15 protein-coding genes are annotated in these 18,935 nt (G+C 49.3%); 8 read left to right on the top strand and 7 right to left on the bottom strand.

Features of this window, described 5'->3' with window-relative positions:
- The first annotated feature begins 219 nt into the window (after positions 1-219).
- Entirely contained in the window at positions 220-1,254 is a 1,035-nt protein-coding gene (locus PUR_RS11130) for a zinc-dependent alcohol dehydrogenase (RefSeq protein ID WP_179035296.1), read from the top strand.
- A gap of 1 nt (position 1,255) precedes the next feature.
- The gene (locus tag PUR_RS11125) at positions 1,256-1,711 is read left to right on the top strand and encodes an HIT family protein (RefSeq protein WP_179035295.1); all 456 of its coding nucleotides are present in this window, start codon (positions 1,256-1,258) and stop codon (positions 1,709-1,711) included.
- 54 nt (positions 1,712-1,765) lie between these two features.
- Here the strand turns inward: PUR_RS11125 and PUR_RS11120 are convergent, their stop codons facing one another.
- Complete coding sequence (locus PUR_RS11120) at positions 1,766-2,644, bottom strand: helix-turn-helix transcriptional regulator (protein ID WP_179035294.1); 879 nt, start codon at positions 2,642-2,644, stop codon at positions 1,766-1,768.
- Positions 2,645-2,720: 76 nt separating this feature from the next.
- On the opposite strand from PUR_RS11120, the gene xylB reads away from it, so the two are divergent.
- Complete coding sequence (gene xylB, locus PUR_RS11115) at positions 2,721-4,226, top strand: xylulokinase (protein WP_179035293.1); 1,506 nt, start codon at positions 2,721-2,723, stop codon at positions 4,224-4,226.
- 265 nt (positions 4,227-4,491) lie between these two features.
- Here xylB and PUR_RS11110 read toward each other — a convergent pair whose 3' ends face one another.
- The 3 genes from PUR_RS11110 to PUR_RS11100 all read right to left on the bottom strand — a co-directional run bounded on the left by PUR_RS11110 (position 4,492) and on the right by PUR_RS11100 (position 10,348).
- Complete coding sequence (locus PUR_RS11110; protein WP_179035292.1) at positions 4,492-5,874, bottom strand: hypothetical protein; 1,383 nt, start codon at positions 5,872-5,874, stop codon at positions 4,492-4,494.
- A 463-nt stretch (positions 5,875-6,337) separates the two neighbouring features.
- Positions 6,338-6,982, bottom strand: coding sequence for a hypothetical protein (locus PUR_RS11105; RefSeq protein ID WP_179035291.1), 645 nt, complete (start codon positions 6,980-6,982; stop codon positions 6,338-6,340).
- Positions 6,983-7,639: 657 nt separating this feature from the next.
- Positions 7,640-10,348, bottom strand: a complete 2,709-nt coding sequence (locus tag PUR_RS11100; protein ID WP_179035290.1) for an adenosylcobalamin-dependent ribonucleoside-diphosphate reductase — start codon at positions 10,346-10,348, stop codon at positions 7,640-7,642.
- 510 nt (positions 10,349-10,858) lie between these two features.
- Between PUR_RS11100 and PUR_RS11095 the strand changes: the two genes are divergently transcribed.
- The 3 genes from PUR_RS11095 (at position 10,859) to PUR_RS11080 (ending at position 15,153) form a co-directional block, all read left to right on the top strand.
- Positions 10,859-12,601: a DEAD/DEAH box helicase gene (locus PUR_RS11095; protein ID WP_179035289.1), complete on the top strand. Its 1,743-nt coding sequence runs from the start codon at positions 10,859-10,861 to the stop codon at positions 12,599-12,601.
- The gene (locus PUR_RS11085) at positions 12,598-13,845 is read left to right on the top strand and encodes a YqhG family protein (protein ID WP_232101814.1); all 1,248 of its coding nucleotides are present in this window, start codon (positions 12,598-12,600) and stop codon (positions 13,843-13,845) included. Before PUR_RS11095 ends, PUR_RS11085 begins: the two co-directional genes overlap by 4 nt.
- A gap of 171 nt (positions 13,846-14,016) precedes the next feature.
- On the top strand, positions 14,017-15,153 hold the full coding sequence (locus PUR_RS11080; RefSeq protein WP_179035288.1) for a hypothetical protein: 1,137 nt from the start codon (positions 14,017-14,019) through the stop codon (positions 15,151-15,153).
- Positions 15,154-15,237: 84 nt separating this feature from the next.
- Here the strand turns inward: PUR_RS11080 and PUR_RS11075 are convergent, their stop codons facing one another.
- Positions 15,238-15,426: a YqzE family protein gene (locus tag PUR_RS11075; protein ID WP_179035287.1), complete on the bottom strand. Its 189-nt coding sequence runs from the start codon at positions 15,424-15,426 to the stop codon at positions 15,238-15,240.
- Positions 15,427-15,604: 178 nt separating this feature from the next.
- Between PUR_RS11075 and PUR_RS11070 the strand changes: the two genes are divergently transcribed.
- A complete protein-coding gene (locus PUR_RS11070) occupies positions 15,605-16,330 on the top strand; it encodes an N-acetylmuramoyl-L-alanine amidase (protein ID WP_232101813.1) in 726 nt (241 codons plus the stop codon).
- Here the strand turns inward: PUR_RS11070 and PUR_RS11065 are convergent.
- Positions 16,317-17,270 (bottom strand): divergent polysaccharide deacetylase family protein, encoded by a 954-nt coding sequence (locus tag PUR_RS11065; protein ID WP_179035286.1) that lies wholly within the window; start codon positions 17,268-17,270, stop codon positions 16,317-16,319. The two genes, PUR_RS11070 and PUR_RS11065, sit on opposite strands and share 14 nt — an antisense overlap.
- A 172-nt stretch (positions 17,271-17,442) precedes the next feature.
- Between PUR_RS11065 and PUR_RS11060 the strand changes: the two genes are divergently transcribed.
- On the top strand, positions 17,443-17,847 hold the full coding sequence (locus PUR_RS11060; RefSeq protein ID WP_179035285.1) for a CHRD domain-containing protein: 405 nt from the start codon (positions 17,443-17,445) through the stop codon (positions 17,845-17,847).
- 63 nt (positions 17,848-17,910) lie between these two features.
- Here PUR_RS11060 and PUR_RS11055 read toward each other — a convergent pair whose 3' ends face one another.
- Positions 17,911-18,885 carry an NADP-dependent oxidoreductase gene (locus PUR_RS11055; protein ID WP_179035284.1) on the bottom strand — a complete coding sequence of 325 codons (975 nt, stop codon included), beginning with the start codon at positions 18,883-18,885 and terminating at the stop codon, positions 17,911-17,913.
- Between the last annotated feature and the right edge of the window lie 50 nt (positions 18,886-18,935).

Below are 18,935 nucleotides of genomic sequence, written 5' to 3'. Positions count from 1 at the left end.
CTTTCATTTTGTTGTGACCATTGTATCCCCCCATGACAGACAAAGCCATATCGAAAACCCATAGATATTTATCCAAAAGTCAGATTCTACAGATAACTGTCAACCTATGAATTTTGATTAAGTTTACATGAATTTTCGATATTGATACCTGAAAGCGTTTACCATACACTTTGTGTAACGCATCACACCGATGTGATTTCGATATTGGAGGTTTTAAAGATGGTACGAAAAATGACAGTCCCCCCTATGGAATTAGTTGAAGGAGACGGCCCTGGCACTCAAATGTGTGCAGTGATGGAGGATATAGGGTCCGTCTCCATCAGAAGAGCTCATATTCCAGAGCCGAATGAGGGAGAAGTTAGAATTAAAGTGAAGTGGGTTGGCATCTGTGGGAGTGATCTTGAAGTGTACCGGGGAGCGCGTGAACCTGAGTTTCTTTCCTATCCGACCCGTTTAGGTCATGAAGTAGCCGGTATTATCGACAAAGTTGGAAAAAATGTTATTGGATTAAAAGAAGGTGATCATGTTGCTTTACGTTATGTATGGGGAGCCTTTGCAGAATATGTATGCTGCATTCCTTTTGCGGTAAAGGTTCTGCCCAAAGATTTCCCGTTAATTGAAGGTTCGCTTATTGAGGTGCTTCCTCCTCTGCTACATACGGCGGAAAGGGCTGAAATTTCTCCTGCTAAAAATGTTCTGATTATGGGCCAAGGTGTTAGCGGACTTGCTATGACACAGGTTATTAACCTTTTTAGCCCAAAGAATCTTGTAGTTACTGATCTGTTCGATGAAAAATTAGCGCTTGCCAAAAAATATGGAGCAACGCATACCTATAAGCTGCCATCACCCGATACCAAAACGATGGACGTCGTTGGTAAAGACTTTCCTGACGGTTTTGATGTGGTTATCCCGTGTCTTCTTGAAGGCTCCGGTATGGTAGACGCCATCGATGCAGCTGCACAGAACGGCCGGATTGTTATGTATGGCTGCATTGGAACGAGTCATAAGCCCATCGATTTCTTTAAAGTTCATAAAAAACGTCTAGACATTTTATCTACTGAACCGAAGCGCGACATTGATAATCGTAGATTTTTCGAAGAAGGTCTGCGTCTGGTCATGGACGGATTAGTGAATACAAAAGAGACGATTACTCACATCTTCCCTCTGGAAAAAATTGAAGAAGCGTTTAAGCTTCGCAACCAACGCAGTGGGGATATTATTCACGTTATGATAGATTGTGAGGTAAATTCTTAATATGCCAAATAAAGCTGACAATGTTAGCATAGATGATCCGGAATGCTTTTATTGCAGCAAAAATCATAAACTGGAACGTTTAATGATCGAGGCGGCCAAGTTAAGAGTATCCACCCTCTATCTAAACAAAGACCAAACACATCAAGGTCGATGCATTGTCGCGTATAACCGGCATGTCAGGGAACTTTTCCATTTGGATCCAACCGATCTGCAGCTATTTATGGAGGATGTCTCCCAGGCGGCCAGAACTCTTCATGAAGCTTTTCAACCGGATAAGATGAATTATGGCATTTACGGCGATCTGGTCTCCCATTTGCATGTTCATCTCGTTCCAAAATATAAAGAATCTGCGGAATGGGGAGAAGCTTTCCTAAATGCTCCTCCTTCAAAAAAAATGTTAGATCCATTAGGGTATCAAGAGACCATAAAGCTCATCCAAGCAAAGTTGCTCAGGTAGAAATTCAAACCAAACCCCTGTAACATATTTACAGGGGTTTTTGTCCAACAAAATTCAGCTGCCTTCTATATTGGTGAGAGTCGGCTGTTCATCAATACTGAAATCTTCTTCCAGTATAATATCTTTCCCTACTACGGTCCGCATTTGTTCACGGATCTTACTTGGGGACATTCCAAGCCGCTCCATACATAGTCTAGAGAAATACTGGGGAGTTAATCCGATTAGTTCAGCAATTTCCGAAACAGAATAGGATGTAAATTCAAGATATTCCTTTGCCTTTTCAAGCCGAAGGGCTTGCAGATATTGCATCGGTGTAGTACCCAAGTTCTTTTTAAACAGTTCAATAAGATAATGAGAATTAAAGTTGAAACATTCGGCCATTTCTTCCAGGTTGATTTTGGAGGACAGATTCTGCTTTAAATATTGGACCATTGGATAGCCTTCGTCTGTTTCCGTAACCGGTGTTGTAATATGGGGGTTAGAATTCTGTGAATTCCTGTCCTGAACAATTTCTAATAAAATTCCTTTATATCCCACATCAATCCGAAAAGGCAGGAGATCATGGGTTTCTTTCAGATTGATGCTTGAAAGTCGAAATAATTCCTTAAACTGAGCAATATTATTAAATGCTAATCCTCCAGACCAATCATAATTCGCAATATACTTTGCAAATTCTTCGGCCAAGGAGAACTTAATGTCAAATGTGATGGTTTCTTCTGTAAAGTGGAAGCTGTGAGAAACTCCTTTTTTAAAAAGATAACAATGATTTGAAAGCACGGGATATAACCGCCCTTCCTGTGAAACGGACCCTTTTCCGTCAATGATATGAAGAAGCTGGTAGAAATCATGAGAGTGCTCTTTTATACCGCTGTTTCTGGAATAGTCCACACGGGCTGTCCATAATACCTGAAGCTGGCTATCTCTTAATTTCATACACTTCTTACTCCTTCTTAAAGAACTTTCAACGTATTCTAGCACATTCATTTTAACAAATAAAGGAGGACATTATATGTCGTACACACTTGGGATAGATATAGGAACATCAGGGGCAAAAATGGTAATTGTCGATAAGTTCGGTGAAATTGTGGCAGAGGCAATCAGAGCATATCCTATTTATCACATTCACCCAGGCTGGAGTGAGCAGGACCCGGAGGATTGGTGGACAGCTGTAAAAGATGGACTTCAGGAACTGTTCCAAACGTTTGACCCTTCCCAATTAAAAGGTGTAGGAGTGAGCGGTCAGATGCATGGCCTGGTAGCGTTGGATGAGAACGGAACTCCCCTTCTCCCAGCTATTTTGTGGAACGACCAGCGATCCCATGAGGAGACAGACTATTTAAATAATGTGGTAGGTAAAGAGACCTTAATCGAACTTACCGGAAATATTGCTTCTCCAGGTTTTACAGCTCCTAAGATATTATGGTTAAAAAAACACCTTCCCGACATTTTTGCAAAGGTGAAATCCATCTGTCTTCCCAAGGATTACATTAACTACAAGCTTGTCGGAGAATTAGTTACAGATGTTTCCGATGCGTCAGGAACGCTATTTTTTGATGTGCGAAATCGAAAATGGTCTGAACCCATGCTAAAGATCCTTGAGTTACATCCAGACATGTTGCCAAAAGTCTATGAATCTTACGAAGCAGCAGGAAAAGTAAATGAAGCAGCGGAAAGAGAGACGGCACTTCCCGTTGGCATTCCTGTTGTGGCGGGGGCTGGGGATAATGCGGCAGGAGCAGTTGGAATCCAAATTGCCGAAGAAGGCACTGTGATGGTTTCTCTTGGGACATCCGGTGTTGTGTTAGCTCCACAAAGCACTTATCTTCCGGATGAATTCGCACGGCTGCATTCATTTTGTGATGCCAACGGACGTTGGCATGTAATGGGTGTTACTTTGTCAGCAGGCGCTTCCCTCAAATGGTGGGTAGAAGAAATCCAAAATGGCCGTTATGACTTACTTTTAGCCGAGGCTGAACAGATACCAAATGGTTCAAAAGGGCTGTACTTCCTCCCTTACCTATCCGGTGAACGTACACCTCACAATGACCCTTATGCGAGAGGTACATTCTTGGGTTTAAGTCACCAGCATACGAGAGGCGACATGACCAGAGCTGTTCTTGAAGGCGTAAGCTTCTCTTTATATGAATCTATCGTTATTGCACAGCAGTTGCAAATCCCCGTCAACAGCGTACGTGCCATTGGCGGAGGAGCGCAAAGCCCTCTTTGGCTTCAAATGATTGCAGACATCTTTGGCCTCCCGGTAGAGCATTGGGTATCATCGGGAGGACCAGCTTTGGGTGTTGCGCTGCTTGCTTTAAGAGCTACGGAGGGGCTTGCTGCCTTTAAACATGCTCCTGTAGGCATGAATCATATATTTGAGCCTGATAAGACAAGACATAAGGCTTATCAAAAGCGGTTTCAGCAATATACTTTACTGTATAGATCCTTGAAGGATACCTTTAGTCAAATGTATAACTTGGAAAAAGAACTAGGTTGTAGTCATCATCAATCATAACAAAACAAGCGATCCATCGAGAATAAAGGTTTACCCTTCTTCTCGAGATCGCTTGTTTTCAGGTGACTATAATTTCTCAACTATGATGAAATGTGATTTTTCATTTAGGATGAGAAAAATCAGAAGATTCCATAATGGTTATCAGTGGTTAGACATCCACCTAAAAAAGGATGTCTTTTTGTTAATTTCTAAGCTTTGTTAAATCATCCCCATTGTTCTAATAATGCGTTTAACAAAAGATTGTGCATCGTTCACAAATGATTTGTTATTTACCAAAGATTTTTTTACCCAATGCAAAGAGTCCTCCAGCTACCGCTGCTACTGCAACGACTGGAGCAGCAGCAACCGCAGCAGCACCAATCGCAGTAGCTCCAGCTACTGCAGCAGCACCGACAGTCGTACCCGCAGCTGCTGTCGCTAAACCTGTAACAGCCGTCCCAACCGCTGTTCCTGCCACAGCAGTTACAGCACCGGTTGCGGCTGTTGTAACTGCTGTGGCTGCACTTGCCACTCCTACACCAACAGCCGAACTTGCAACAGCTCCCGTCACAGCAGTTGTTGCCGTAGTTACCAATCCTGTTAATGCACCTGCTCCTGCTACAACCGCTCCACCTACTGAGGTTCCTGCAATTGCGGCTCCTGTTGAAGCTACTGTACCGGATATAGCAGTACCCAAAGGAGTAGCTGCAGCTACACCAATTGCATAGCTTGAGGCAGTAGCAATTGCTGTATCCCGCGCAACAGCTTTGGTTGCTTCATTTAAATTTTTGTCACCTGAAAATACATCCACAATGTTACTGCCTATACTAAATCCAGCTCCAGCAGCGCTACCAACTTTAGCAGAAGCAACACCTGCCTGATTTAAAGCATATAATTTGGACGTTAATGAAGCATTTGAAGTACGAAGGATTTGACTTTCCAACTTCATAATATTTGATAAGCTTTTGCATTGTTTGAGACTGATATCTGATTCAATAACATCAAGCCCAGTAGCCTGAGCACGTTTTATTAATTGTGTATTTCCCTTATCTACAACAATAGTTTGTCCTTTATACTTCTGAAAATCAATACCCGTATTTTGGTAACCAGCTTTTGCTTGTCCTAATACCTTTGTACCATCTTTTTGAACTATTATAAAATCGGCAATTCCGTTATCTGCTATCACCGTTGTTGGTGTTCTAGAGACCGTAGCATTGGTTGCGTGTAAATGCTCAAATACAAACCCTTTAAAGTTTGTTCCCCCCCGATTAGTATTAAGAAGGGCTAAATTCTTGCTTAATGTATTATAAACACCAGCATTCTTAAATGCTGTCCCAATTGCAAATGGAATTGAAGAGTCTGATGAAAGTTCATCTAAACAATAATCTATACTTTGCGTAAAATCATAAAGAGACCAATTATTCACGGACATTGTTTTCTTCACTTCTATTGGGGTAAGACCTGTGACTTTGCAAATAGTAGTCACTTGATTAACGAAGACCATATGTTCTTTCACACAATTATCTGAACAATAAAATTGGTTTTCAAATTCATGTGTGCATTCAGCCAAACGATTACAACAGGGACAAGTAGTTACCTTCTCACCGATTTTGCGCAGCGTTAAACCCAGCTCTTGGCGCAATTCTTTCAATTTCTGTTCAGATTCCACAGGCTCAGCCTCCATAATCATGTTTCACGTTTCTTTTCAAAATTAGTTCCATTATACTATTATCTCTAGAAACTGGAAATCTCAATCAATCATTTAAGGAAGAATTGTTACATTTCTCGATTAATGATTTACTATAAGATAATTTTGTATCCTGTATTCAAATCTTCCGCTAACCCAAGCTCGGTACAATGATTTTTGGTAAATATAGCGGGATAGGCGACATTTACGCTGTAGATGATGAGATGCTAAAAGTTAAGTTATGGATGATATCAAAAAAATTAGGATTCTCATTTAATCACTACTATGAAATATTTCGTTCGAAACAAATGAACAAACCTAATAAAGCCGAGAACTACTTCAACAACCAAAGAAAAAAAGGACGCCGATGATGATAATTAGTAACAATCAGATCATGTGAAGAGAGCATTTTATGTACAAAAAATTTAATAAAAAAGACTCCATCTCAATTACTTAAATGAGTTTGGAGTCTTTTCTTTATTTTCATCATCTTTAATTGTTTCGCATTTTCCCATTCTATTAAATATTCGGAAAGTTCAGCCGCTGAATCGTTATCGCTGTTCCCACTTAGTATTTGATTTACTCTTTGAGTTTCCAAACCTGTATATTGAATTAATAGTTCTTTGGCTACATTAGACGCTTCTATTTCAATTTCTCTTTGCTCGTAATTCAATTGATTTTGAACTTCTATTATTTCTGCTGTAATTCTTCCTTGTTCAAATTGTTGCACGTGTACATATTCATGCGCGACTGCATTAAACACAAAAATTCTAGTGATTAGTTCCATGGTATGAGGGTTATGCATTCGATGAGAAAAAACTGCATTTATTCTTTCGACTATTGATTTTACGTATAATTCAATTCCTAATATTTCTCTATATGAGGGAGTAAACAACAACGCTCCAAAAGTGTCTTGTACTTTGTAATTATCGGTACCAACTTGATGATCCGCTGTTGTAATTGGGTATTGCTCTCTTGTACCCCCAATATGTAATTCATTTCTCAAAAATCCGACAAAATCATTAGAACTTTCATGTTCAATAATTTCATTAATTAGCTGTTCATTTATTTCATTTCCGAAGAAACCCATTAAAATCATCCCTTCAGGTATAATCTTATTTAGGATTATTATAGAATTTATTGGGCGAAGTATCCAATCTGATTTCTACCCTAGCGGAATTGAAATAAAAATTCTCCCCTTTCTGTTTAGAACGAAAAATTTCAAAACATGGTTAGATCTTGATATACTCGACGTCACCAGCATCTTTTTACTTTTATTGCAATTAGACATTGAGGTCGAATAAACGTATAGGAGATATGGATGTTACCAGGGGATATGCATGAGTGTTTGCAAAAGTGGGGTTATCATTAGGGGAGTGAGTCGTGAGTGACAGAGATTGCTGATATAAACCTCTGTGCCTTTTATTGATTTAAATTAGGGTCATAATACTTTTATCCAAATTTGAGACTTCTTCCTTTGCCCAACCTGCTTTAAATCAAAGTTTAATAATATGTCTCAATATTTTCGAAAAAATCTATATCAATATTTTTGAAATGATTTTTGACGAAAACATGTCAAAATAAGGGCTGTCTCAATATTTCTGAAACAGCCCCCATTATAATGCGGTTTTTATTAGTTTTTTGTCTCAAGCGTTTTGATCACTATCTCAATCCGCTCGACGGTCAACATCTTGCGACTGCGGAACCCTAGAAAACTTGACTGATACCGATTTATTCGTTCTTCCCCTTACCCGCACCGGCTGTACCCGCAATTCCCGCAGGTTTTGCAGCCCTCGATGTTAATCAGCGAGGCGCTGCCGCAGGACGGGCACAAGTCGCGGGAAGTCGCCGACGAATGGCTGTGCCCGTGTCCGCCGTGGCCGTGATCGGCCTCGGCGGGAGCTGCCGGAGCGCCGCCAGACTTCAGCTCGGCGTTCAGCGCGCTCTCGAAATCCTCGAGCGCGAGCGTTGCCGCGATTGGCGCGGGCGCGTGGTCTTCGTGTGCGCTTTGCTGCACATGAGTTTCCAGCGCCTTCGCCACCGCGTCGGCGATGGACTCGACGCGGTTCGCACCGAAGCCGATGGCGCCGGAGCCGCCGATGCCTTTGAGATGCTTGATCAGCAGCTCTACCTTCTCGCCGTGGTCTCCGTAGCGGAGGAACAGGGAGCAGACGCGGCCGAGCGCTTCCGCCATCGCGAACACGTCGGAACCGGCCTTGCCGACATTCAGGAAGATTTCGGCGGGCGTGCCGTTCAGATCGTTGATCGTAATATACGCCATGCCGAACGGCGTATTGATCTTGTATGTCGCGCCGCGCAGCACCTGCGGGCGTTTCTTGTACTGCTTGTCGACAACCGTGCCTGCATTGGATGCGCTGCCTGCCTGAGCGGAAGACGTAGCTGCGGAGTCGGAAGAAGATGCCGTCGCTGAAGCCTGTACTGCTTCGACCGCTGGAACAGCCGCATCAGCCTCAACCGCCGGAGCAGCCGTCTCCTTCAGCGAAGCGTCTTTCTTGTCCTCCTTCTTCTCCGTTTGCAGCACCTGCGTATCGCGGCTGCCGTCGCGGTAGATCGTGACGCCTTTGCAGCCGAGGTCGAAGGCCAATTCGTACAGTTCTTTCGTTTCTTCCACCGTAAAGTCGTTCGGGCAGTTCGCCGTCTTGGAAATGGAGCTGTCCACCCAGCGCTGAATGGCAGCCTGTACGCGGATATGATCCTTGGCGGACAGGTCCATCGAAGTTACGAAATAGTCCGGCAGTTCTTCGCCCGGATGAGCCTCAAGATACTCCTCTGCAATCGGTACGAATTGCTCGTCGAAGCCTAGGCGGCTTTGACGGAAATATTTGAAGGCAAAGTACGGCTCGATGCCGGTCGATGTGCCGACCATCGTGCCCGTGCTGCCTGTCGGCGCTTGGGTTATAACCGTAACGTTGCGCATCCCTTGCTTCGAGATGGCTTCGCCGACCTCGGGGTACACCTCGGTCATATTTTTCATAAAGCCACTCAGCTCATACTTCTCAGCGTCGAATGCCTGGAAAGAACCTTTTTCCGCCGCGATCCCGGAAGAAGCCAGATAAGCTTCGCGGGCCATGAAGCCATACAGCTTGTCCAGAAATTCCAGCGATTCAGGGCTGCCGTAGCGGACGTTCAGCTTGATCATCAGCTCGGCCAGACCCATCGTTCCGAGGCCTACGCGGCGCTCTTTTTTCTGATTGGCTTCGTTCTCCGGGAAATGGTACGGCGTCTTGTCGATGACATTGTCCAGGAAGCGCACGGAATAGCGGGTCGTCGTAGCGAGATCGTCCCAAGCCACATCATGCTTCTCCGCGTCGTAGAACTTGGAGAGGTTGATCGCGGACAAGTTGCAGACGCCCCAGCCGGGCAGCCCCTGCTCGCCGCAAGGATTCGTACAAATGATTGGGTTGAAGTACCAGCTGTTGGACATCTGGTTGTAATATTCCATGAAGACGACGCCCGGCTCGGCCGATTTCCATGCGGATTCAATGATGGTATGCCAGATATCCCGTGCTTTTACGGTACGGTAATGATTGACCTTGCGGCCGGCAGCCTTCCATTTATCGAGGTCGCCATCCCAGACTTCATTGTAATCCGGCTCTGTCGTATCCGGGAATACAAGATCCCAGTCGAGATCCTCTTTGACCGCCTTCATAAAGCCGTTGCTGACGCATACCGACAGGTTGGCGTTCGTTACTTGACCCATCGTCTGCTTGACGGTAATGAAATCGGCCACGTCCGGATGCCAGTCGTTGATCATCAGCATCAGCGCCCCACGGCGGCTTCCGCCCTGCTCGATTAGACCTGTCGTGTAACTGAACAGTCCGCCCCAGGATACCGCTCCGCTGGAAGAACCGTTAACGCCTTTGACTACGGCGCGGCGCGGGCGCAGCGAAGACAGGTTGATGCCGACCCCGCCGCCGCGTGCCATAATTTCCGTCATTTCGGACAAAGTTTCCATGATGCCGCCCCGGCTGTCTTTTGGCGAAGGCACGACATAGCAGTTGAACAGCGTCAGCTCATCGCTCGCTCCCGCTCCGGCCGCGATCCGCCCCCCTGGAACGAGCTTCCAGTCATCCAGAATGCTGCGGAATTTATCCGTCCATTCGCGCTGCAGCTCCGGCGTCTTCTCAACGGAAGCCATCGCTCCCGCCAGGCGGTCCCACATTTCTTCCGGTGTTTTTTCAATATTGAGCGTCAGCTTCTCCACGTCGGACTGCACCAGTTCGCCCCGGCGGGTCTTGACCGTTACGGTCTTGCCGCTGCGCTCCACGATTTCCCCCACTTCCTTGGTAGGGAACTTCGGATCGTCCTTCGTCAGGACCAGCACCACGTCCCCCACCTTGGCATTGTTTGTGTCGGCGTCCTTCCAGGCGTAGCGGTCCAAAAAGATTTTCTCGCTTAGCCCCTCCAGCTGCTGCTTGCGCTCCACTGTACTCAATATAAACAACCTCCCGTAAGTATGATTAATATTCCGATGTATGTGTCAGGCGGGTTTCCATTTTGTCACCCACAACATGAGCTTCCCTGCCACCCTATGGCGGCTTTGCCGTCCCAGCCGGAAGTTCATCTTGTCAATTACAAATAACCGCGTCATTCCGGATTAAAACGGCTTCCACTGCATTTGTCACAATATATTGTGTGAAGCAGCCTTTAAACTATACCATATATTGTAGAAAGAGTCTTTGGCGAAATACCGCTGCCCATGCCGAAAAATCACGGCAACATCCCGTATTTTCTCCCTGTTTCTCTCGTTCTTAAAGGCTGACTCGAAAAATAGCAGTTATGAATTCTCTCTTTTGCGCGCATACTACTTATACAATTCACTATGCATGGATAAACGCCTAACGGCGTCTTATGGCACCGTGCGTTTACCCAGAAATCGAACAATCACCGGAGTTTATACTTTCTGAGATTTTAAACTTTAGGCTCGCAGGAGGAGACAGCTCTCATGACTCAGGTACCCCGCAATAACACGGAGCAAGAACAAGGTCAGGATTTCGCGCTCCCCGTGCCTATCTCCTTCGAACGTGAATGGCTGAAAGATCTGGAGTCCCGATTGGACAAAGGCGGCCCCTGGGGCGACTGGAGGTTGTCGCGGCTGGCAATGGAAGGCGAGGCCTCCGGCCTGGTGGAAAGCTTCGAGGAACTGCAGTGCATGAAGCATCTGTCATCGTTGTCGCCGCTCCCCCATCAAATCGACACGGCGCGCAAAGTGCTGTTTGAAATGTCGGGACGCGCGATTCTGGCGGACGAGGTCGGCCTCGGCAAGACGATCGAAGCGGGCCTGGTGCTGAAAGAATATCTGGTGCGCGGGCTGGTCTCCAAAGTGCTAATTCTTGTTCCCGCATCGCTGGTGCTGCAGTGGGTACGCGAGCTGAACACCAAGTTCGGCATATCGGCCGTGGCGCAAAAAAAAGCCTACTCCTGGGACAACGACATCGTCGTCGCGTCCATGGATACGGCCAAGCGCGGTCCCCACAAGGACCGGCTGATCTCGGACGAATACGACATGCTTATCATCGACGAAGCCCACAAGCTGAAGAACAAGAAGACGACCAACTACCAATTTGTCCAGCAGCTCCGCAAAAAATACTGCCTGCTCCTCACCGCCACCCCGGTCCAGAACGATCTGGGCGAGCTGTTCAATCTCATTACCCTGCTGAAGCCGGGCCAGCTTGGAAATCAGGGGGATTTTGCCGCCAATTTCGTTGTGGACAAGCGCGTAGCCAAGAACGAAGATCAGCTCCGGGGCGAGCTGTCCAAGGTCATGATCCGCAACCGCAGGGGCGAAGGACCGGTGACCTTTACGAAGCGGAAAGTGCGAAATGTCCCGCTTACTCTTTCACCCGAAGAACAAACATTATATGACGGCGTTACCTCTTTTGTCAAAGATCAATATCAGGAATCGGGCGGCAATTTAAGGAGCATGCTGTCGCTTGTCACCTTGCAGCGGGAGGTGTGCAGCAGCCGGGACGCGGTGTTCGTAACCCTGGTCAATTTGACGAAAAAGCTGCCCGAGGACTCGCCGCGCCGTGACCGGATGATCGAGCTCCTTCAGTTGATCCGGACAGTAAAGGCGAACACCAAGGCGGAGAAGACCATCTCGCTCATCCAAGAGATGAACGAAAAAGTAATTGTATTCACCGAGTACCGGGCGACGCAGGAATATTTGCTGCAATACTTTCGCGAGCACGGCATCCAATCCGTCCCTTATTCCGGCGGCATGAACCGCGGCAAAAAAGACTGGATGATGGACCTGTTCCGCGGCCGCGCCCAGGTGATGATTGCCACCGAAGCGGGCGGCGAGGGAATCAATCTGCAATTCTGCCACCATATGGTCAATTTCGATCTTCCGTGGAATCCGATGCGGGTCGAGCAGCGGATCGGCCGGGTGCACCGGCTGGGCCAGCAGAACGATGTCGTCATCCACAACCTCTCCACCAACGGAACGATCGAGGAGCATATCCTGCATCTGCTGCATGAGAAGATTAATCTGTTCGAGACGGTAATCGGCGGTCTGGATACGATTCTGGAACGCTTCGAGAAGAAAGAGTCGCTGGAAAAAAGCCTCTACAAAATCATGCTTGAAGCCGGAAGCAACGAAGAAATCCGCAGCAAAGTGGATAATCTCGGCCAGACGCTGGCCGATCTGAAGGACGGAATGCTTAATGAAAGCGAGGCCGCGCCATGACCATGACCCCCCAGCAGGTGCAGAAGCATGTAATGGACTACTTGGAAGCGACAGAATGTCAGGTCATTGAAAAATCGCCGGCGCATGTGACCGTAAAGCTGTCCCCCCGGGCCGATCAAATGTTGACCGACCGGCCGTATTACTGGGGATTCGTCGAGCGCACCGGCGCGGAGCCGCAGACGCTGTCCTTCACCTTTGTGTTCGACCCTGAAAAATACGACGCGGCGAATGCCCCTGCTCCGGGCGGCGGGCGCGGCGGCATCGGGTTAAACGGAGCGGGCGGGATCGGCAACGCAGCGGCAGACGGCGGCTTGGACGCACCGGGTACAGCCAGCAGCGCAACGGCATCAGGCAGGCCGGCCCCACCGATACCGGCTGGCGGAGGAGCAGCGCCGGGCCAGGCGCCCAACGCCGGGGGAGCCTTCCCCGCCGCGAGCCCGGGTCTGAGCGCCGGGGGAGACACCGGCCCCGGCCAGGCCAGCGCCAATCCCGTACCGGGCGCCGGGAGTAGTCCCGCACCGAGCGCCGGCGTCGCAGCAGTTGGCGCCGGGAACGCGCCGGCGGCGAACGCAGGACCGAATGACAGCATCCTCTCGCGTTACTTCGGAGTGACGCCGATGCTGCCGCGTCTGGGTCCCGGCCTGATCCGCCGGGAGGATGTCACTTACGGCAGCAGGCGGCTGCGCCAGATTTGGAGCGCGGCGCAGACCGAAGGCAAATGCCTGCATCTATTCGAAGTCCCGGGGAGCCTTCAACGGATGACGCTATTTTCAGCCGCTTACGAGCCATGGCTTGCCGTCTGCTTCAAGGTGGAGCTCCGCTGCGATTTGAAGCGGGAGGAACTGCATTTTATCGGTGTATCCCTTCTCACCGGGGAACTTCGGGAGAACTTCGGCTCCAGGCTGAATTCCATCCAGCTGTCTCCCCGGCTGCCGGAGAATGTCCATATCCAGCCTTATGAACTCACCGTCTCTACGGGCGCCGATTTGCTGGAGCGCCGTATCGTTTCCAAGCTTTCCGGACAGGATTACGGCTGGGCCGAGGCGGCGAGGCGGCGTCTGCAGGGCGAGCTTGAAATTATAGACGCCTACTACGGCGAACTGCTGAAAGAACCCGACGAAGAACAGCGCCTAGCCGTCGAAGAGCAGTACAATGGCCGAAGAAAGGAAACGATTTGGCAGTATGAGCCGCATATTTCCGTATCGCCGGTCATCTATGGCCTGTTTCATCTTCGAAAGCAGTAGAAGCGACCCGGCTCGCTAAAAGCGGCCAAAAAAAGCGAAATCCGCCGCCCGGAAGCCCGACAGCTTGCAACAACCTTTTCAGCGCTTGTCCGCTACAATGAAAGTGAGAACGATGAACCATACATTTGGACAAATCCGGCACGAAACAGAAAGACAGGTGAACTAACGCTAATGGAACACAACAGCAGGGTAAGGCAGATCGCTTCGGCGATGCGCGTTTGCTTTCTCTTCATTTTTGTCCTTGCTTTGACGGCAGCCTTTCCCGGATTTCCCTTGGGACCGCCGGCGGCGGGCGCTCCTGTCGTCAGACTGACGGACAAGCAAGCGGACCAAGCTGCCTCCTCCCGGGTCGCCGGATTCGTTGACGCAGCCGATGCCGGGACTAGCCAATCGGCGTCTTCAGCCCTATCGCCGCTGCCTAAACGGCAGGATGTGGCCATTCCGGACTCGCTGAAGGCCTTTGTCCGTGAAGCGGTGGACAAGCTCGCCGTCGAAGCTCCATTCAAGGAATGGAAGACGGCAGAGCAATCGATTTATCCGCTCGGTCCCGGTACTCACGGATGGCTCGTCAACCTCCTCCGCGGCGATAAGCGGATCGGATATATGATCATCACCGCCTCGGACAACGGCGGATATACATTAAGCGAATACGGAGCAGGTACCGACGAAAGTCTTCCCTACTCCGCAACCGAGCTGCGCCTGTTCTTGGCGCAGAAAGGCCTTATCCATTCTTCCGATGAAATTATTGAACAGATTCCGCTTTATGCGCCGCTTCTGCCTTATTGGAAAGTAACATTGAATAGCCAAACATTGAACGGCCAAACGCTGTACGTAAACGCCATCGTCCCGGAAATCCTTCCTTGGGACAAAAGCAAGGCCGAAGCGGTCGCCGGAAGCGCTGAAGCAGACCAGCGCTACGGCTTAACGGCCTACGGTTCGCTGACAGACTTTGCGGCCAAGCCGATGTTCCAGACCGGACATACCGGAGATCCGTACGATAATCTGCTGTGGCTGACGTCTCCGAAGCTCGCTCCGCTGGCAGCCGGAGAATTTGCCGAGCTGCTTCACCGGCATCCCGGACTTGTGCTGCGGTCAAATGCCGGAGCGAACGACACGCTAGGCGCCCCGCTGATGGTTTTAGGTTACCAGCTGTGGGCAAGACCGGAAGCTTCCGGCGGCGGTACGATAGCCTATGCCGCTTCAGGCATTGGCGGACGGCGTTTCCTTCCGCTTGACGCCCTTCAGCACAGCGGCAAGTTCCAAGTCTATATCTCCGGCGACGGTGTAGCGGCACTACCAAAGCGCTAAGCACACCGCATGAATTGAAAGCAATAAAGCCCCATACTCCGATTTTTTCGGAGAATGGGGCTTTTTCGTTATTTGTTCTCTCATCTACCCTTTGTCCTTAACCTTTCGGCTGCTGCGCCAAATTGACAAGCCGACCGGCAGCATCCCGAACCATTTTTGGCTCCAGGGCTGTCTTCCGGCGCGGTTCCGGCCGCGGCTTTCGCGCGGGCTTTCCATGTAAACGACCACTTTTTCAGTAATGTATTTGACCAGATCTTCACCGTCCGAGGCCACTGCACTCACCTCCTCCTGTCATCCTCTCCTTATTGGTTAGTTTGCACCGTTTCTCTCCGCTCTAAACGGGCCTCATCCGCATAAATCTGTCTTTTGAAGCACAATCTAACCGAAAAAGAACAGCCCTGAAGCAAAGCTCAGCCACTTCCGGCTTCAAATTACACAAGGGGGTTATCTCTTGATTCCGAATAACAAATGGAGAGTGCCGGCAAGAGGAGTGCTGGTCCTGCTCATTGTCGAAACCCTGCTGGCTGGTAACGCCAACGCGTCCTTTGCCTCACCGGATGGACAGCCTGAACAACGTCAAACACTGATTGGGCACGGTCACCGCATCATCCTGATCGACGCCGGGCACGGGGGCATTGACGGCGGGACCTCGCATGGAGACATTCTGGAAAAAGATTTGACGCTCGCCATTTCCCGCAAGCTGTTCATGCTGCTGAGAGCGGATGACTTTGACGCCGTCCTGAACCGGTTCGGCGATTATGCGCCCAGCGAGGAGAATATGTGGCTTCGCAGCCGCTCCCGCCATCAGCGCGATCTCGCCCAGCGCAAGGAGCTTGCCGAGACGCTGCCCGCCGCTGTCGTCGTGAGCGTTCATATTAATTGGGCGCCATCTTCCTCGAAGCACGGACCAATTGTGCTCTACCGCCAGGAAGGCCGCAGTTTCATCCTTGCCAAAGCTATTCAGGATCAGCTGAACGGGCTCTACGGCGTAGAGTCCGATACCCGGCCCGGAAAGCCGTTCTACCTGCTTAACAAAATAACCGCCCCCACGGTTATCGTGGAGGCGGGATTTATAAGCAGTCCGGTTGACCGTGCCATGCTGACCACTTCGCAAGGCCAGGAGAAAATCGCCGAAGCGATATCTAGCGGCATTGCCGCTTATCTCATGGAATTGTAGGCCGCGGGTTCCAATTCCACTCTTTCTTCACTAGATCGGAAATTCCGACGAACTGAATACGGTTCTTTAATTCCTTGATGCCGCCGCGGATTCCTGCGGCGGTCTCTTTGCCTTGTAAGCCGACATGACCGATCGTTACGCAATAATGCTGGTCCAGCGCCCGTTTCCCCGCCAATTGCAGCTGACGGGCGACGTGACCGGCCGTATGAGTGTCGTCCAGGAAGACATGATTCTCCACTCGCGGCAGGCCCATTTGTACGGCCATCTGGCCGACTACCGAACGGTAATTGGTGTGGCTGTCTACAAAGAACAGGCCCCTTTCCTTACAGACGGACAATACAGTGCGCATGACCCGCTGATCTCCCGTAACTTTGGAGCCCATATGATTGTTGATGCCGATCGCATAAGGCACATTGTCCACCGCCGCTTCAACCCTCTTACGGATTTCTTCATCGCTTAAGTCCGATCTTACGGCTCCCGGACCGAGCCATTCCGGCTTGCCGTTACGGGGTTCCATCGGCAAATGCACCAGAACGTCAAATCCCCGTTCATGCGCCCGCCGGGCATCCGCCTCCGAGGTGGACAGAAACGGCATCACCGCAACCGTAAGCTTGATCGGCAGTTCGAACATTTCCTCCGTTCCCCGCATACCGTTTCCAAAGTCGTCGATAATAACGGCAACACTCGGATTTCCGCTCCCGGCTGTCTGTTCAGCCGGCACCGGAGTATTCGTCTTCACCCGGCCGGGCAGGATTTGCCGATTATCAAGTGAATAATCACGCGCCGGATCGGCTGCTGGTCCTTGTCCCACGGATTCATAAAACTGCCAGGCCGCTGCCTTTCCGTTGCCGCCGCCAATGGCTAAGCTCAAGGTCAGAATCAGGAGGACGGCAGCTTTCGATCCGACCCTATTCGGTTGACATAAACGTTTCTTGTTCATGATTTCATCTCCCTTGCCAGCATGGGGTATATAGTTTAATTGTTTGATGGCAAAGGGGATTTTATGTAGGGCGGACGGCAGTCAACAATTGACAATAAAATAGGCCTATGAACATGTCATTCTCTCTTAACCGGAATAAGATATTTCATCTATTCCGAAAGGAGAGAATATTATGAGAACATTCAGAGCTATTTTATCTGGCAGAAATGAAGTGCCTCCGGTCCGGACGCAAGCTTTCGGAACCGCTATCTTCAAGCTTAGCCGCGACGGCAGAAGATTGTTTTTCGTTCTTACCGTAAGAAACATTTCCCGGGTCACTCAAGCTCATATCCATCTGGGCCGGAGAGGGCAGAACGGTCCTGTTGTCGCATTTCTGTTCGGCCCAAACAAGTTTGGCATCTCAGTAAGGAGAGGGGTTGTGCGGGGAACCCTAACAGCGGCGGACTTAGTCGGGCCTCTGAGTGGGATGACTCTAAGATCCTTAGTCAATGAAATTAAACGTGACAATGCTTACGCGAATGTCCACACGATACAACATCCGGACGGAGAAATCCGCGGACAAATTAAAAAGGCGTAAAAATGGCGGGATCATAACAAAAAAGCAGCCAGCATTCAACGATAATAAATGAAAAAGCCCCCTTCACCAGGAGGCTTTTTCGTTTTGCATATTGCTCAAAACAATCTTTCCACGTGTCCGCCCTGTCTGACTTAAAAGGTGGGCTTGTCTGACTCCATCAACTGTAAGCGGCAAGACTTCGGTTACAACCGGCTTTATTTGCCGTGCTTCTACAAGCTCACGAATATGGTTCAAATTCCTTCCGTCCGGACGAGTAAAGACAAACGTAACCGTCAACTGACGTTCTTTTTCCAATGTATCTGCATAATCGGGACGTATGGCATCCCGCTCGCTAATGATGGTAGCCACCGTGGCATTTTTCTTCATAAATTTCAGAGCATCCCCATAAGACGGACCCCCAAGCGTATCCAGCATAAAGTCAAATTCCGTTGTTGTAATCATACTGCCAAGGTCATAAGCGAGAACTTCATCCGCGCCCAAATCGCGTACAAATTCACTGTTTTTAGAGCTTGTCGTCGTTGCCACGTAGGCGCCGCGTGCTTTGGCCAACTGAATGGCAATCGAACCGATCCCGCCGCTTCCGGCTAAAATAAGTACATTATCCCCTGGCTGAACATTCCCCACTTCCACCAAAGCTTGCCAGACGGTAAGGCCCACCAAAGGCAGAGAAGCCGCTTCAACATAGGTTAATCCACGGGGCATTGGCGCGACAAGGCGGGCTGGCACCACAATTTCATCGGCGTACGTGCCCTGTTTTTCCATCTCCGGTCTGAAAAAGACATCGTCTCCGACTTTAAATCCGGTCACCTGCGAACCGACCGCCGCCACTGTTCCCGCCGCATCCCAGCCTAAAATCAGGGGGAGCCGGTATGGAAAAGCTTCGCGCAAAAGTCCTTCCCGCACTTTCCAGTCCACGGGGTTTACACCGCTTGCTTTTATGGAAATCAGCAGGTCTTCCGGTCCCAAAGGTTCAGTTGGTACAGCGATCTTCTTCAGTTGTTGTTCATCGCCGTATTCCTCAATTCCAATTCCAATCATCGCTCAGGCCCCTTTCCCTCTGAAAAATAATCCACCCCTCAAAAAATTCA

The organism is Paenibacillus sp. URB8-2 (genome assembly GCF_013393385.1).
Taxonomy (GTDB): domain Bacteria; phylum Bacillota; class Bacilli; order Paenibacillales; family Paenibacillaceae; genus Paenibacillus_AQ.
The sequence above is the reverse complement of the archived record's forward strand: the minus strand, read 5'-3'. Positions and strand labels throughout refer to the sequence as shown.

Excerpts from the sequence above, each read along its gene's own strand:
- PUR_RS11130 (WP_179035296.1), top strand. The coding sequence starts at position 220 with ATGGTACGAAAAATGACAGTCCCCCCTATGGAATTAGTTGAAGGAGAC.
- PUR_RS11125 (WP_179035295.1), top strand. The coding sequence starts at position 1,256 with ATGCCAAATAAAGCTGACAATGTTAGCATAGATGATCCGGAATGCTTT.
- PUR_RS11120 (WP_179035294.1), bottom strand. The coding sequence starts at position 2,644 with ATGAAATTAAGAGATAGCCAGCTTCAGGTATTATGGACAGCCCGTGTG.
- xylB (WP_179035293.1), top strand. The coding sequence starts at position 2,721 with ATGTCGTACACACTTGGGATAGATATAGGAACATCAGGGGCAAAAATG.
- PUR_RS11105 (WP_179035291.1), bottom strand. The coding sequence starts at position 6,982 with ATGGGTTTCTTCGGAAATGAAATAAATGAACAGCTAATTAATGAAATT.
- PUR_RS11095 (WP_179035289.1), top strand. The coding sequence starts at position 10,859 with ATGACTCAGGTACCCCGCAATAACACGGAGCAAGAACAAGGTCAGGAT.
- PUR_RS11085 (WP_232101814.1), top strand. The coding sequence starts at position 12,598 with ATGACCATGACCCCCCAGCAGGTGCAGAAGCATGTAATGGACTACTTG.
- PUR_RS11080 (WP_179035288.1), top strand. The coding sequence starts at position 14,017 with ATGGAACACAACAGCAGGGTAAGGCAGATCGCTTCGGCGATGCGCGTT.
- PUR_RS11065 (WP_179035286.1), bottom strand. The coding sequence starts at position 17,270 with ATGAACAAGAAACGTTTATGTCAACCGAATAGGGTCGGATCGAAAGCT.
- PUR_RS11060 (WP_179035285.1), top strand. The coding sequence starts at position 17,443 with ATGAGAACATTCAGAGCTATTTTATCTGGCAGAAATGAAGTGCCTCCG.
- PUR_RS11055 (WP_179035284.1), bottom strand. The coding sequence starts at position 18,885 with ATGATTGGAATTGGAATTGAGGAATACGGCGATGAACAACAACTGAAG.